This is a genomic window from Orrella dioscoreae, from assembly GCF_900089455.2.
GTDB classification, from domain to species: domain Bacteria; phylum Pseudomonadota; class Gammaproteobacteria; order Burkholderiales; family Burkholderiaceae_B; genus Orrella; species Orrella dioscoreae.
In genome coordinates, this window is record NZ_LT907988.1 from 4,033,320 (window position 1) to 4,049,676 (window position 16,357).

The 16,357-nt window shown below is 66.7% G+C and carries 9 protein-coding genes; 4 read left to right on the forward strand and 5 right to left on the reverse strand.

From position 1 onward, the window contains the following. The first annotated feature begins 1 nt into the window (after window position 1). From ODI_RS18615 to ODI_RS18630, 4 genes are all read left to right on the forward strand, one after another. Entirely contained in the window at window positions 2-3,697 is a 3,696-nt protein-coding gene (locus ODI_RS18615; RefSeq protein ID WP_067749894.1) for a glycosyltransferase family 4 protein, read from the forward strand. Beyond that, on the forward strand, window positions 3,694-5,880 hold the full coding sequence (locus tag ODI_RS18620) for a glycosyltransferase (protein ID WP_067749896.1): 2,187 nt from the start codon (window positions 3,694-3,696) through the stop codon (window positions 5,878-5,880). The genes ODI_RS18615 and ODI_RS18620 overlap by 4 nt, the downstream gene beginning before the upstream one ends. A 63-nt stretch (window positions 5,881-5,943) precedes the next feature. Beyond that, window positions 5,944-7,893, forward strand: coding sequence for an adenine nucleotide alpha hydrolase family protein (locus ODI_RS18625; RefSeq protein WP_067749898.1), 1,950 nt, complete (start codon window positions 5,944-5,946; stop codon window positions 7,891-7,893). A gap of 14 nt (window positions 7,894-7,907) precedes the next feature. Continuing rightward, a complete protein-coding gene (locus ODI_RS18630) occupies window positions 7,908-8,888 on the forward strand; it encodes a NosD domain-containing protein (RefSeq protein ID WP_067749900.1) in 981 nt (326 codons plus the stop codon). Here ODI_RS18630 and ODI_RS18635 read toward each other — a convergent pair. The 5 genes from ODI_RS18635 to ODI_RS18655 all read right to left on the reverse strand — a co-directional run bounded on the left by ODI_RS18635 (window position 8,885) and on the right by ODI_RS18655 (window position 16,297). After that, window positions 8,885-10,105: an SGNH/GDSL hydrolase family protein gene (locus tag ODI_RS18635; protein ID WP_067749903.1), complete on the reverse strand. Its 1,221-nt coding sequence runs from the start codon at window positions 10,103-10,105 to the stop codon at window positions 8,885-8,887. The two genes, ODI_RS18630 and ODI_RS18635, sit on opposite strands and share 4 nt — an antisense overlap. 10 nt (window positions 10,106-10,115) lie before the next feature. Next, window positions 10,116-11,396, reverse strand: coding sequence for a hypothetical protein (locus ODI_RS18640; RefSeq protein WP_157929789.1), 1,281 nt, complete (start codon window positions 11,394-11,396; stop codon window positions 10,116-10,118). Between the two features lie 64 nt (window positions 11,397-11,460). Then, complete coding sequence (locus ODI_RS18645) at window positions 11,461-12,879, reverse strand: glycosyltransferase (RefSeq protein ID WP_067749906.1); 1,419 nt, start codon at window positions 12,877-12,879, stop codon at window positions 11,461-11,463. Window positions 12,880-12,891: 12 nt separating this feature from the next. Continuing rightward, the gene (locus ODI_RS18650; RefSeq protein ID WP_082985147.1) at window positions 12,892-14,058 is read right to left on the reverse strand and encodes a glycosyltransferase; all 1,167 of its coding nucleotides are present in this window, start codon (window positions 14,056-14,058) and stop codon (window positions 12,892-12,894) included. 181 nt (window positions 14,059-14,239) lie between these two features. Beyond that, a complete protein-coding gene (locus ODI_RS18655) occupies window positions 14,240-16,297 on the reverse strand; it encodes a hypothetical protein (protein ID WP_157929790.1) in 2,058 nt (685 codons plus the stop codon). Window positions 16,298-16,357: the final 60 nt, after the last annotated feature.

A 16,357-nucleotide genomic window follows, 5' to 3' on the forward strand; every position in this document is an offset into this window, starting at 1 on the left:
GATGCATATCCCCCTGTTGTCCCGGCTCCTGCGACGCTCCAAAGGCGATTCGCCCTTCGAACTCAGGCTCGTCGCCTCGGCGACGCCGCACGTTCCCAACGCGGACACGCTCGAGGTCTCGCCTTTCGTTCCGCTGAGCGAGACCTCGGCGTGGACCCGCTTCGAAGTGCCTGCCCATGCCTTTTGCCATGTCTCGGGGCGACTGGCGGGCCGCAAGCTGGCCGATGCACGCGCGGCGATGCTGCGCGTACGGTTCCTGGACGCGGAGGCGACCCCACTGCAGTACCAGGAAACGGACGATCTTTCATACAACGCCAAGCATGGCCTGCATTGCTACCCGGCGGCAGGCGCCGAGAAACTGCCGCACGGCTTCGGACGCGGGTTCCACGCGCCCGAGGCCGCCCGCTATATCGAGATCCAGCTCCACTGGCCGCAAGGCCGGGCGGGCTCCGCCTTCGTTTCCAAGCGGGTAGACGTCCAGGTATGGGCGCGTCCGGCCATGGCGGTGCGCACGACACCCGCCGCGCGCCACGCGGACCTCGCCAAGGCGCAAGAGGACCTGCGCGTGCCGCAAGGCGATGCCACGCCCATCCCCATCACGCGGCGCAGCAATTGGGCGTCGATGCCTGTGGTGGCAGGACGCCAGTACGTGATATCGCTGCGGATGGAGCACTACGCGGCGTGCCTGCCTGACAGCATCGTTGGGCGCTTCGCCTTCTTCGACGCGCAAGGCGACGCCATCCCCGGCCGCCGCACCGGGTTCTCCCATTCCGACCGCGCCGGCCTTTACCGCTATGTCAACGCAGACTCGCTCAGCGACGGCCTGGTCGCCGAATTCTTCACGGCGCCCCCAGGCGCGACCCGGTTGGACTTCACCATGCAGGCATGGCGCCACGACGCCGCGCTGCCCGTGATGTGGCCATTCGTGCTGCTCACGCCGCTGGCATCGCGTCCGGCGCAAGGCAGGGCGGCATCCGCCCCTCCTCCCGCCACGGACGAACCGCTAGCCGCAGCGCAAGCCAGCACGCCAGCGCCCCGGCAGGCCGACGCCGCCCCGGCGCACGCGCCCCTTCAGGCGCCCATGCCCGTCGCAGCGGAGCCCTTACGGATCGAGGGCGACAGCGATGAATCGCGCACGGCAAGCTACCTGCGTGCGCATGCCCTGCTGGGCAGCAAGGAAGCGATGGCAAGGCTCGAGCAAAGCGGCCTGAGCGCGGCCGACCAAGCTGTCGTCCTCACGCAGGCCGCCCGAAGCCTGGCCGAGGCATCGCCCGCCGAGGCGCTGGTGCTCGCGCGCCGTGCGCATGCCTGCTACCAGACGCCCACACGGCAGAAGTGGCTTGCCTTCCTCCTCTATGACCACGGGGACGTCGAAGAGGCCTATGCGCTGCTCAAGACTGTTCCCGCCAAGCTGCTCAGCAAAGCCTCGGAACAGACGAAGGCCAAGCGCATCGCACGCGCCGCGGCCCAAGCACGGCAGGCGCGCGCGGCCACACTCGCCGCGCCGCCAGTCGCGGCCGCGCCGTCCACGCCGCCCCCCGACGCGGCGGATGCTCCGCCACCGGGCGGCCCACTCGCGACGGGCTTTCCCCCCCTGCCCCCGGCCGACCCCGGTCCCTCCGCGCCGCCGTACCAAGGGTGCCCGGCCATCCCCGTGCCGGTGCAGGGCAAGAAGGCCGGCAACGACCGCATCGCACTGGACGACAAGGGCACGCCCCTGCACTTCCCCTGGGAGGATGGCGCCTCCTATAGCCTGAGCGGCCACATCTTCTGCGACGAGGCGGGCACCAAGGCCCCCGCGTTGCTGCGGTTCGACATGGAATCGCCACTGGACCCCGATGCCCTGAAGGTCGCCTGCGGCCTGTCGCACTCTCCCAGCATCGGCCTCTACCTGTACCTGCGGCCGGCCAAGGGCAGCACCCAATTCAGCGTCCTGTTCAAGATCCCCCGCCACAGCAAGCTGCTGGGCGTGCATATCCGGCGCTGGGACAAGAGCAATGCTGCCACGGTGGCCGGCACGCTCACGCTGCATGCCCTGGGTCGCGACCTCCTGCTCGACGATGCCGCGTCGGCCCGCATCGGTGAAGCGTTCCAGGCTGGCGGCGCGCAGGCTGCGCAACACGTCATCGATGCACAGTTCCCCCTGCCACAGGCGCGGGCGGACGCCTACGAGCATCTCGCCGCGCTGGCCCTGGCGGAGTCGTACGCCGGCAGCCAGGAAACCGTGCGGCAGGCTCATTCGCTCGACCCCAGCGTCGCCAGGACCAAGCGGCTGGCCGGCTTCGCGACCGAACACGGCATGTCCCGCCTGGTGGCCGAACTGGCAGGATCGCTCGCAAGACGCCAGTGCCTCAGCCCGCAGGAAGAGATCTGGCATCGCCGGGCCCTGTCGCAGCGCAGCCTCCTGGAAACGCTCACGTCGTTCGTCCCCGAGCGGGCGCAACCCCGACACACCGTGCATCCCGGCAAGAGCCTGTACGTGGCCTACTTCAGCCTGCCCCACCACAGCAACGGCTACGCCACGCGTACGCACGGCCTGCTGAGCGCGCTGCAGCGCAGCGACAGGGAATACATCGTCGCCACCCGCCCCGGCTATCCCTTCGACGGCAAGTCCAAGCACCCCTCACTGCCCTACGACCAGATCGACGAGGTGATCTACCGCCGTCTGTCCGGCCCCGACATCATCAAGCAGGGGGTGGAAGACTATCTGCAATCGGCCGCCGCCGCCATCGAGGCCGTCGCCCTCAGCCACGGCGTCAGTGTCATCCACTGCGCCTCGAACTGGCGCATCGGGCTGCCGTCGCTGATGGCCGCCCGGCGCCTGGGCCTGCCCTTCGTCTATGAGGTGCGCGGCCTGTGGGAACTGACCAAGGCGTCCAAGACGACGCGCTACGACTGGAAGGAAACGGACCAGTACCGGCTGGACAGCGAAGCCGAGCGCCTGCTGTTCCAGCATGCCGACCACGTCATGCCCATCACGGACCGGCTGGGCCAGGAGGTGGTCAAGAGCGGCGCGCGCGCGGACCAGATCACCGTTTGCCCAAACTCGATCGACGTGTCGCTGTTCAACGATCGTCCGGCAGACAAGGGGCTGCGGCTTCGCCTTGGCCTCAAGTATCCGATCACGATCGGCTTCGTGGGCTCATTCGCGTACTACGAAGGCCTGGACGACCTGGTGCAGGCTTGCCGGCACCTGGTGCTGCAAGGCTATCGATTCAATGTCCTGCTGGTGGGCGATGGCGACGCCTTGGCCACGGTCAGGGACATGGTGGCCGAGTACCGGCTGGAAGATTATTTCCATCTCACGGGCCGCATCCCCTTCGAAGACGTCCCTGCCTATTACTCCCTGATCGACATCTGCCCCTTCCCCCGCAAGCCTTTCGAGGTCTGCGAGATCGTCTCCCCCCTCAAGCCCTTCGAGGCCATGGCCATGAAGAAGGCGGTGGTTGCCTCCGATGTGGCGGCGCTGACCGAGATCGTCCAGCACGGCCATACCGGCCTCCTGTTCGAAAAGGGCAACCCCAAGGACCTCGCCGCCAGACTCAAGGAACTGATCAAGGATGGCCTGCTGCGCCGCAACCTGGGCGCCCAGGCGCAGGCCTGGGTGACGGCGGAACGGACCTGGACGAAAGCCGCGGAAGTGCTCAACGACGTCCATTGGAAAGTTGCCGGCCACAAAGCTGCACCGAAAGCATGAAGATTCCCCCTATCCCCCCCGTACGCCTCGCTGTCTATGGCGATCTGAACCTCAACTATGTCGATGGCTCCGCGATCTGGGCCGTCTCGCTGGTGGAGGCACTGGCCGGCCTGCCGAACGTGCAGGTATCGTTCTTCCTGAAGGCTGTCGTCACCAAGACCGAGGTGATCCGCCCGATCCTGGACCTGCCCAACGTGCAGGTCATACCGCCCGACCCCACCGGTGAAAAGGTCCTGTCGCCGCCGGCCGCGCTGGCCGCCATCCGTTCCCACGAAGGCGCCCGGCCCTACACGGCGGTGGTGCTGCGGGGGTTCGCGCTGTGCAGGCAGGCTGCGCGAGAACCCGCGCTGGCTGGCAGGCTCTGGACCTACCTGACCGACATCCCCCACCAGGCTGATGCGCTGGGCGCCTCGGACCGGCAGGAAATACGGGGCATCATCCAGGCTTCCCGCCATGTCCTGTGCCAGACGCAGCAGTTCGCCGACTACTTCACCAGCATCTTTCCCGAAAGCCGCGGGAAGCTGCACCTGCTGCCCCCCATGATCCCCACCCAGGACACGAATCCTGCCGGCGAGCCAGCCCGGCCCGACGCTGTGTTCCGGATCTGCTATGCGGGCAAGTTCGCGCCGCTGTGGGCAAGCCGCGAGATGCTGGCCACGTTCAAGGATATCCAGCAGCGGCATGGCAAGTACGTGGCGCTGCACGTGTTCGGCGACAAGATCCACAATCCGCCCGAGGATCCTCTCTTCAAGCCGGACGTCCTGGCGGGCCTGAAGAAGACGCCCGGCGTCGTCTGGCACGGCCGCAGCACGCGCGTCGAGGTGTTGCGCCAGTTGCCCGGCATGAGCCTGGGCTGGGCCTGGCGGCCCGCGGCGCTGGAAGACCACACGCTGGAGCTGTCCACCAAGTTCCTGGAATACGGCATCAGCGGCCTTCCCGTCCTGCTCAACGCCAATCCCGTGGTGCGTGGCGTCCTGGGGGACGACTACCCACTGTTCGCACGCACCGAGGCGCAGGCCCGGGCACGCCTGGCGGACGCCATGTGCGATGCGTCGCTCCTGGCGGAGGCTGGCGCCCGCTGCAAGGCGGTTGCCGGCCGCTACACCATTGCCGCGATACGGCGTGACTATCTTGCCCCGCTGCTCATGCCAACCAGCCTCGCACTTGAGGCGCCCCTCCCCAAGCCAGGCAAGCCCCGCCTGCTGGTGGCCGGCCATGACCTCAAGTTCGCCGACACGCTGCTCGGACGCCTCGCGTCACGCTACGAGATCACGCGCAACTACTGGTGGGGCCATTCCCACCACGATGTGCACCTTTCCGCCACGTCCCACGATGACGCCGATGTGGTGTTCTGCGAATGGTGCCTGCCCAATGCCGTCTGGCACACGACCCAGCCGCAGCGCCAGAAGCCCGTGGTCATCCGCTTCCACCGGCAGGAGCTGTATACCGAGCACCCCCGGAGACTGAACATGGCGCACGTGCGGCGCATGATCTTCGTCGGCGAGGAGACGCGGCGCGCGGCCATCGAAACGTTCCAATGGCAGGCGCATGCCGACAAACTGGTCGTGATTCCCAACTACGTGGACACGGCAGCTTTCGACCTTCCCAAGACGCCCGACGCAAGCTTCAACCTCGGCATCGCCGGCGTGGTTCCCAGCATGAAACGGCTGGACCTGGCGCTGGACGTGCTGGAGGCCGTCAGGCATGCCGACCCCCGCTTCCGCCTGTTCATCAAGGGACGCCGTCCCCAGGAATATCCCTGGTTCCGGCAGGGCCGGCAGGGCGAGACCGTGTACTACACCCAGTTGCTGGCGCGTATCGCGGACACGCCTGGCCTGCGCGACGCGGTCGTCTTCGACGGCTGGGGCACGGACATGGGCGCCTGGTACCAGAAGATCGGCGCCATCCTCTCGGTCAGCGACTACGAGTCCTTCCACCTGGCGGTTGCGGAAGGCGCCGCATCGGGCGCAATTCCCATCGTGCGCAATTGGGAAGGGGCGGATGAAATCTATCCCTCGCAATGGATATGCCGGGACGTACAGGAAATGGCCGGCCGGATCCTGGCGCAGGCCCGCGACCCGGATATCGCCGCGCAGAGAACCCAGGTCCGGCAGCACATCCAACGCACGTTCGATATCAGCCACGTCGAAGCACAATACGACCGCATCCTGGCCGCGCTGTAGGCCGCACCAGGCGCAGGACGGCGCAACACGCGCCCCGCCGGGAAGCAAGGAGAAGAGGCAAGCATGGAAAACGACAACCGGGAGGACACCGCGGGCTTCTTCGTGGCGTCGTCATGGAACGCCGCCCAGCGCCGCAACCGCTTCTCCGGCATGGCCTTCACGGATGAGGCCATCATCATCGGCGCCGCGGGCTACGAGGCCTACAGCGCGCAGGTCGACCACTCGCTGCGCGACATCGAAGAAGGCCGCTACAGCGCGATCCAGTACCGTGGGGACGTCATGCTGGCACGCACCGACGCGCTGGGCCAGGACGCCCTCTACTACTACCATCGCGGTGGCGACTGGGCGGTGTCCAACTCGTTCCTCCTTCTTGCGCGCCACCTGCGTGCGCACCACGTCACCCTTTCGCCCGACTACGACACGCTGCGCCTGCCCTTCATCACGCACAGCGTGGCCCGGCAGCTGGTCTCCAACCACACGGCCTTCAAGGAAATCCACGTCCTGCCCGCGGACCGGTGCTTGCAGGTAGACCTGCGTGCGCATCCCGCCCAGGTATCGCTGCTGCCCTGCGGTGACCTGTCCAACGCGGGGCGGGTCTCGCGCGAGGACTACGCCGAGACGCTTGCCGACTACGCCGCGAACGCCGCCTCGCGCGCGCGGGCGCTGCTCATGCATTTCCCGCACGAGAGCCGCTGCGACATCACCGGCGGGCTGGACTCGCGCGTCGTGCTCGCGTTGCTGGCCACGACCGGCCTGGACCTGTCCACGCTCCACTTCCAGTCCAATCCCCGCCACGCGGCGGACTACGCCGTGGCCACGCACCTGGGAGAACACCTCGGGTTCAAGATAGGCAACCAGCGCCCGGCACTGGAACGCACCACTCCGGACAACGCCTACGCGCTGTGGAAGTACGGCAACCTGGGAATCTACTATCCCCTGTATGCCGCGATCGGCCGCGCGCCGCAGCGCGCCCTGCAATTCCACGGCGCCTGCGGCGAGTGCTACCGCGACTATTACGAAGGCAGCGCCAGGTCATTGGCGCGCGACATGGCCAGGCGCTTTCCCGCCAAGGGCGCCGGCCAGCTCTTCGGGGAACGGCTGGCGCAGGCGCTGGACACGCTGGGCTTGGGCATGGACGCACCGGATGCTCTCATGGCCCATTACCGGCATTTCCGTTCCCGGTTCCATTTCGGACGCAGCACCTTCCGCAACCTGAACGCCCTGCTCGTCACCCCGCTGGCTTCCCCGGCCCTGATCCGGGCAGCCCGACACCTGTCGCCCCGGCAGCGCGCACGGTCGCAGCTGGCCCTGGATATCCTGCTGGCGACCCGGCCAGCGCTGGCCGGCCTGCCCTTCGACGCGCCAGGCAAATCCTTCGCCGCCGAAACGTTCAGCGACTCGCCGTTTCGCCGAGGGCCTCCCGACCTGGGCGCCCGGCTACGGGACTTGCGGGTGTATGGCGAGCCAGGCCACCATGCGCCCGCCGCGCCCGGGAGGCCTGCCGGCGAGCAAGGCACGTTCAAGGACCAGCTCCTGTTCGACCTCCTGGAGAAATCCGAGGCGGCCTATGCAACGGGCCTGTTCGAGCCCCTCCACGCCACGCGGGCTGCACGCGCAGTCGTCAATGGCCAGATCCCGACGCAAGATGCGATGGCCGCCGTCCACATGCTCACCGTGGGAGAGATTGTCTCGCTGGCGGCACATCCTCCGCCAACACCAGGCCCCGCCGCCCCCCCTGCCCTGCAACTGCGGGCCTGGCAGTTGGACGGACAGGTGAGCGTGCAGGCAGATACGCAGGACGCAGCCTGCCCGGGCGGCGCGGAATACGCCTTCTACCTGGAGAACGACGGCGGGCGCGAGGCGGTGCGTTGGTATGCCTCCTCCTCCCACGCCACATTTGACCTGGCGGAACCCGGCCAGCCCCGCCCGTTGCAGATACGCGGCTTCGTCCGCGACCGGGCCGCACACCAGAACCGGCAGTCGCGCAGCGTGCCGGTCAAGCGATTCACCTGAGGGAGACACCCGCCATGAACCTGAAACACGCAGCTTTGCTCCTGGGATTGCTGTCCGTGGCGCCGCCCTCCCTGGCGGCGGACACCACGCTCTATCTCAGCCCCAAAGGATCCGACCAGGCCGACGGACTGGCCCCCCGGACACCCTTGGCCACCCTGCAACGCGCGATGGACATCGCCTACCAGACCGGCAAGGCCGAGAAAGCCGCCCACGTGCGGATCCTGGTGGAGGAAGGCGAATACCGCGGCCAGGCGACGCGCGTCGGCTCGCCTCCCGCCGGCACGCACGTCGAGGTCGCAGCGGCCGAGTCCGCCCGCAACAAACCCGTCTTCGATGGCGCGGGCAAGGCGGACACCTGGTTCACGCTGGCGGGGCCGACGCAGGCCGGCGCGACATTCACCGTGCGCGGGCTGGAGATACGCAACTACCGGACCGCCATCTCGCTCGACGGCAACCGCAGCAAACGCGACGCGTACATCACCGGCGGCACCCTGCGCGATCTCACCCTGCGCGACATCGGGCAGATCGCCATGCCCGACAAGCCGCTGAGCACGGCCGCCATCCGGCTCGTCAACGCCCGCCGCATCACCATCGCGGACAACACGTTCATCCGGATCCGCAATATCCAGCAGTGCGCGCCGTTGCACGCGATCTACCTTGCCCACCACGCCAGCGACAACCGGATCACGGGCAACACCTTCGACGACCTGTGCGGCTCGCCGATCCGGATACGCGATGCCTCCAACCGCAACCAGGCCTCGGGAAACACCTTCAAGCGCGCGGAGTACCACTCTGTTTTCGACGAGTGGTACTGCGACCGCAGCGTGAATCCCAAATGCACCAAGGCCAGCGGTGAATGTCCCTCGTGGGGCAACATCTACTCGGACAACAAGGTTGAGCAGTCCAACCCCGACGCCATGGCGCGCCCGACCAGCGTGCGCGTCCAGCGTGTTCCTCCCGGCTGCGTACCGGACGCGGCCGGGAAAGGCGGCTAGGCCAGGACACCCTCGCCGGCGGCCCGCGCCACGCCGCCGGCGTCCTCGACGGCCAGCAGTTGGCGCAGGTGCAGATACACCAGCGGCGCGACCTGGTCGGCACCGCTTTCATTCAGGTGCAGGTCGTCATAGGAAAGCGGCTGGAAGTCCCTGAGCAGTTGCTCCAGGTCAAGCAGCATCGTCCCGGTCTCCTGGCAGAATCGCCGCGCGGTGCGCGCCACGTCCCATCGCAACTGCCGTGTCCGCTCATAGGTTGCCGCGGAGGGATAGCGCTTGCGCAGCCAGGCATCGTGCGCGAGGTCGGCCGAGCGATGGGGCGTGGTCATCAGCACGAACTTGATCTGCCACGCTGCGCAGCATGCCCGCGCCACGCGAAGCAGGTTGGCCAACTGGACCTGGCTGTCCAGGCGAGCCGCCTGCCGGGGTTGCCACACGGGGCTGAACGGCGACAGGTGACGGTCATCGTTCCAGTACCCCTCCCGTTGCACCACGAACCGTGAATCATTGCTGGGAACGGCGAAACAGACCACCGCCGGGTTGACCGGGATCACCCGGTTCACGAGCACATTGACCAGGTGTAGCGTGGTTGCGCCCGAATACCCGCCGTTCAGCATGCGCACACCGGGAAGGTCCGCCTGGGCACGAGACTCCAACTGCGCGACGAGGCGCCTGGACTCGCTGCAGAACGTGGACTCGACGAAAGACCCTCCCAGGAACACCCACGGCCTCGCCTGCGCCGGATCCGGCTCCCTGCCTGAGACGATGAAGCCGTTGCCATCGGTCCTGACGCGATACGGCTTGGCCTCCAGGTTATCGGAAGCTTCCAGGTAATCCGGCGCGGGCTCGATCCACCGATCCGTCAATGGCGGCCACCCTTTCAGGCGGATGCCATGCCGCGCGCCAGGCTGGGCCGCGCTGCCTGCGCGGGACGCCGTGTCGGGCACGCGCGGATGCACCAGCGTCTCGGACAGCACGGACTTCTTCTCGTGGGTCGCGCGATGTCTGGCATAGCCGATGGCCCGATACTCGGCAACCCGGCCGCCGTCGATCTCGAAGGTAAATCGGTTGCGCCGCTGATAATGCATCCGCGACACCACCTCGCCGTCACGCATCAGGTAGCAGGCGAAATCCAGTGGCGCATCCTGGCTCTGGGGCTCGATGTCCACCGTCAGGCGCTCTGGCGCCGGAAGAATCCGCACCGAAAATGCAGGAATCATCGTGGCCTCCTCACAAGGCGTCGATTCGGCGCCTGACCGTCTTGATGACGCCCAGGTTGTCCTTGGCGAACACGGTCAACAGGGCGGGGAAACGCACGTCGACCAACTCGAAGGAGGCCTTGGCGGATTTCTGGTACGGCACCTGGTGCAGCACGCCATCCGGCCCGCGCAGGTAAAAGGCGTATTCCAGCGTGCGCTTGGGATAGGGAATGCTCAGCGCCACCGCCATGCGCGATTCGCTGGCTTTCTCCGCCTGGATGAAGGCATTCCGCCTGTCGAGGGACTGGCCCAGCAGGGTCAGGAAGGGCTTGGCGGCCGCCCACTCCGATTTTTCCAGGCGTTCCTTCGCCAGGTGCGATGCGGACTCTCCCTTGACGATACCCTCCAGTATCCCCGCGAGCAGGCCCATGGGTGTCTTCGCATGCCCTTGCCCCCACTCGCCCGGGAAAAAAATCATCCGGCCATCCTCGGTCACGAAGCACTTGCCGCTGCGATCGGGAAAGGACTCATTATCGAAGTAGGGACGCGCGTGGTTCTTCACGTGCGCATGGTCGGAGATGTTCTGCAGATAGAACACCCGCTTGTTGCGCCGCAGGAGCGCCGCATCCGGCACGCGGGTGTCGAACTCGGGGCAGATGTCGTCCAGCAGCGCCTGCAACGACTCCGCGTCCTTGGGCTCGGGGATGCCCTGAGGCCGACGCACGCCAAAGCCGGTCTTCAAGAACTGGTGGCCCGCTTCCTTCATGTACCGGGAAATGCACGTCTGCGGGTTCGAGACGACGACGTCGGCCGCGCCGCGCAGGTAATGAGCGGTAGAAAGGGCGGCGTAGCCGCCTCCGCTGCCTCCGACCAGGATCGGCGTCTTGCCCGTTTGCAAGGCAAGCGCGTCGATGACATCGGCGATCCTGCCGAACAGGGGACCGGTGGCGTGATTGCCGACATACCATGCCAGCCGGATCTCGTTGTCCATGGCGAGAGTGGGATCAGAGATGGCCAGCAGGGGCAGGCCGGAGGTCGCCGCCAACTGGTCACCGGAAAAATAGGGAGGCGACCCCTGCGTGCGGGCCGTCGCGCCGAGGGCTGCGCTGAAGACCACCAGGAAGTGCGAACGCGTGTTCCCGCCGAAGCTCCTTGCCAGCACGTCGAGCGTCGGGGCATCGCCACCCGGGCCGAGGGGAAAGACATGGATGGTGTCCGTGGCGATCTCCAGCGGCGGAATCGCCGCCAGGGCATCGTCCCCATGACGCTGCAGGCCTGCCTTCCATCTCGAGTAATTCGGTTCTATCGTCATGAAGTCCATCCATCGCTGTGCAATGCACCGGGGCGTCCCGGTGCGTCATGAAATCCGCGCTGTCTCACGGCGTGTCCGCCACGGCCTTCCGGCTTGCGCCCGCCATGGCGTAAACGCGCGCCAGCGTTGCCGCGTCAGCCTCGGTGGCGGCGTCGCCAACGACAACTATCCGGTCAGCCGCCACGCCCGCCTGCCGAGCCCTGTCGCCATCCTCTGCGCGGCGCACGAGCACCGCGTCCGCCGCGCGCAGGCAGCGGCTGTCCTGTGCCTGCTGCAGTCTCGACAGGCTGCTGTCCGCGGGCCAGCACTCACCCAGGGATCCGCGCGGGCCGGCCCGCGCGGATTCATATTCGTAGACCACCGGCAGGCCTGACAGCCGTCCCAACGCCAGCGCCCGCAACATCAGGTCGTAGCCACGCCGTCCCGGATGGGCATGGATCATCGCCACTTCTTCATCGCGGCATATCCGCCAGGCCAGCAGGACGTCCAGTGTCATCACATCGGTGCGGGCGACCGCCTCGACCCCCTGGGCGGAGAGGCAATCCAGCGCGTAGCACGCCGCTGCGCGCCTGCCCGGCGGCGACTGCGCAGGAGCGCGCCCCTTGCGCCAGGGGCCGGCGGGTTGCGCGGCTGCCACGTATTCCAATGGCGTTACGGTGACCTGGCGCCACCCTCGTACGGGGGGACGCGCCTGCACCGATACCGCGTCCCCCGTGGTCCCGTCCGCCTCGCCGACCCAATGCAGCACGCCAGGCACACGCGCCTGGCGGCGCGGACCGCCAGGCACGGCGGCGGGACACGGCGGGGGCAACGGAAGCCAGTCGGTCGACAGCTCGTCCAGGCGGCTCAAGGCCACGCGGGCGCGGGCGATGGCCGGCCCGGGCGCGCTGCTCTCCAACACTGCGGTCGCGCAGGCTTGCAGCCATGCCGCGTCTCCCTGGCGCTCCGCCAGGCCCGTTGCGTAAGCCAGCAACCGCCAATCGCCAGGGGCCTGCGCCAGCGCGGCGCGGCACGCGCGCTGCGCCGCCACCGGATCGTCCACCTCGAGCCGGCTCAACTCGCCGGGGCCGGCGACCCGGGGCGCGAGCCTGGGCGGCGCGCGCAGGGTCAGCTCAGCGGAACACCACCAGGGCACGAGTGCCAGCGCCACCGCCGCCGCCCCTGCCGGAGGCTGTACGGCAATGGCGGGAAGCTTTTCGCGATCAGGTTCTCGGGACGCCGCGACATAACGGAAATGCTGCGACAGCTGGCGCGAATACAGCAGCCCCGGGTAGGGACCCGCCATCACGGCGCCCCGCTCGTCCAGGAAAGCCACGATCAGCAACGCCGCCTTGGCCTGGGACTTGGGTGCGGGGTCCCCCAGCTGCACGTGCAGCTGGTATTGCGCGTGACCGTCGATGGCGGCGTGGGTCTGCCACAACGCAGTCCTGAAGACACCGGACGTGGGAAACGCGAAGCCTGGTCCTGCGACGGGCTCGATCATGCGCCACCCACCTCAGTGTTCCGCCAGGTCCAGGCGGCCGCGCAACGCGGCGAAGAACGCCGTGCTCACCGCAAACGGCGCATGCCGCGACAGCAAGGCATCGAGGACATTTTCCTGGACGCGATGCGCCAGCGCCCGCTCCATGGCATCCACGAGCCCCTCGCCGCTGTCGGCGTCGTACAGCAGCGCATCGTCCTGCCGGAACGTCTCGGCCATGGCTCCCTGCCGCGGCGCCACCACCATGCGGCGAAAGGTGGCGGCCAAGAGGGCCACGCCGGAATTCAGCGTCGCCCGGTAAGGCGCCACCACCACATCCGAGGCGGAAAACAGTTCCTGCACGCGCGCCTCGTCGACCTTCCGCGGAAGGAAGACGATGTCCGGCCGTCCACCTACCTTGCTCGACACGGCCTCGCAATACGCCGCATCCGTGGGCGTCCCGGCGATGATGAGGCGCAGCCTGGCGCCAGGGCGCTTCCGTCGCAAGGCATCGTAGGCCTCCACGAGTTCGAGCAGGCCTTTGTATGGCTGGATGGAGCCGAAGAAGAGGAAGACGAAGTCGCCCGCGCCCAGGCCCAGTTCCCCCCTGGCGGCCGTTTTCCCGATGAGCGCGGGATACCAACCTTGATAGGAAGGGTGCGGAACATGGAAGACCTTGTCGTCGGGCAGGCGATAGTGTCCTGCCACGGCGTCCCCCGTGTTCTCGCTCATGACATGGATGAGATGCGAACGCCGTGCGACCACCTTGCGCAGCGCGATCTCGGCCGCCGCATGCTGGTGGTTGTGGGGCAGGATGTTATGGACGGTCCAGACGATCCGGTAGCCCCGCTTGCGCCAGCCCGCCAGCCGCTGGTCGATCTCGTGCACCGCTTCCATCGCCTCGGCCGCGCTTTGGCAGCCGCGCAACAGTGCGCCCAGCCAATGCAGGTGGAGAACGATGCGGCGCGCCCAGCCGACATGCTCGAGTCCATCGAGCCGCAGGGCCGGCAGCACCCGGAACCCGCAGGTCTCGGCAGCCGTGTAGAGCAGATGCTGGAAAGGGTTGAGGTGCGCGACCGGATAGCTGACGAGCCAGTGCGCGAATGCATCGCCCGGCATCCCCATATCGAGCAGATCGGTAACGAAAGCTTGCGGCCAGGAAGTGCGACCAGCGGAGAGATCGGCTATACGCAATGCGGCCATCCGTCTCTGACATCGGAATTGGAGGTGCGACGTCTCGCGCGCCGACCCATCATCAGCCCTTCCTCCTGCTGCTCGGCCCTTCGGGCCATGGCTGTCACACGCTCACGGGCGCATGCAGCGAGCTTAATACAAGGAAGCGCCCCTCACTATGGGCAAAAAAACGCACACATTTTTCCGTGTGCTACGCAACATCGCCGCTCAGCAGCCAAGTGGCCAATCCTATACGGGTTAACCGCGCCACGGCGCCGGACCCGGTGGTCGTCAAGCCGGAGGCCGACAGCAGCGTAACGCCCGCCTGCGCCTGGAACGTCACCGGCCCAGCGCCCTGCTGAGCCACTGCGATCTCGGCTCCCAGGGGGATATCGAATGCACCGGCGGGCACGCCGGGATCGGGAACCGCAGGAGCGTATCCGGCGTCAGGCACCATGCAGGACACAGCAGCATTCGAGCGGAAGGCGATCATGGTCCCGGCATCGACACGTGACAGCGTATACGTCGCGCCCACGAGGCTTTTCATCGTGCCGGCAACCTGAGCGGTCTTGCCAGCACCATACAACCTGACGGAGGCCCAATCCACTTGTGCCGTGACGCCATACTTCGTCCTCAAGGCATCACCCTGTGATGTCGAGGGAAATCCTCCGATATACAGCAGACTGTTGTTCTCACCGATGTCGTGCCCTCTCAATCCGCGGACGCTGTGCCCCGCACCACGCAGGCGCAGACCGTAACGAGGTGTCGAGGACATGCCCAATCGGATGATCTCCATATTGTCCACGACGATACCGTTCACGAAATCACCGGCAACCACGCCATAAGCGCAGTCCCGCGCGGTAAGGCCCGATAGCCGGATCTTCGCGTCCTCACTGGTAGGCTGGCTTCTTCCATAGATGGCAAGGGCATATCCGGAAGTTCCGATGATTGTCGGCTCAGTGATCACCAGATTTGTTTCTGGTGGCGCGGTATCTTCGCCAATAGCGTGGCGGACTTCGATACCGATTCCGACCTGCTGTATGTAGGGCGCCATCAACTGGACATCCAACGCGCCCCAACCGCTCAGTGTGACACCAACGGACTCCGTCTCGCCCCCTTCTCCGATCACCCGGCACCGGATCGTCGAAAACCTGGCGCGGTTATAGACACCAGTCCCACGCGGCCTGACCACCTCCGCTTCGATGAGGGCGCCGTACGCGCCGCCATGCGTCGTGCATCCCTCCTTCCTGGAATCAAAAGCGCGCAGCTTGACGCGCGGGAATAGGCACGGATGGCCACCGCCGGTATAGGACTGGTCCCATCCCTGGCAACCATACACGTCCTCGACGTCCCACTCGCAGTACCAGCCGCCGATATCCCGGTAGGAATTCAGCCTCGCCTGCTCCTGTTCGTCCAGCTCCCAATCGAAGGGCCGGGATGCGCGTGCGCGGAAAACACCCCGCAGGCATGCGCTTTCCAGGATGGCCGCCCCACGCTGATATCCCAGTTTGCATTCGACATCCTCGACGCAAGGTGCGAGACACAAGTCGAACGCAAACAGGGACACCACAGCTGCGGATTCAGATTTCAGAAAAACGCCGCCTTTTACCTTGACGCCTCGAATCCAATCTATTTTCTGGATCGTCGCACTGGGGCGTGCCTCCTCATAAGTCTCCTCGGCACGGTCAGGCCGGTAACCTGGAAAGAGAATCCCCGCTGTCACGGTGAAACGTGTCGGGGTCTCAATCGCCAGCACCTGCAACGGCTCGGCGAAAAATGGCTGCAGTGTCCGGGCGGTGACTGCGCCCAAGCGCCACGCGGGGCCGGCATCGTCGTGCAGGCAAGCCCGCTGCGATTTCAGATAGATCCAGTCGCCCGGCGCCAAGCCATGGTCTGTTTTGGTCTCCAAGGTCACGGCACCGCTGCCGACCGGCACGGCAATGTCAACTGCCGTACCAAGGCTTCCCGCCGCGAAAAATGAACTCGACGTTCCTGCGTGACGCGAACAATCCACTGTCACGCCGTGCGCAACCGACAGGCAGACGTCCGCTTTCAGGATGATCCTGCCATCGACACGCAAGACGTTGGAGCCGAAAGCCGGAATGTCGACCACGCCGCCTCCCTGCCCATTCACGTGATCGATGGCTGACTGCAGGATTGCAGTTTCATCCGTCCCATCGTAGTGGGCGCCGAAATCGAGAATACTTGCCATGCTTTTCCCCATTGCTTTCAGGCTGGTGACCCAGCGTGTTGACGCCGCATTGGCCATGGGCCACGGCATCTGCGCAAACGGCGGTCAACGATGGCTACCTCGACACCTAACCTGGCA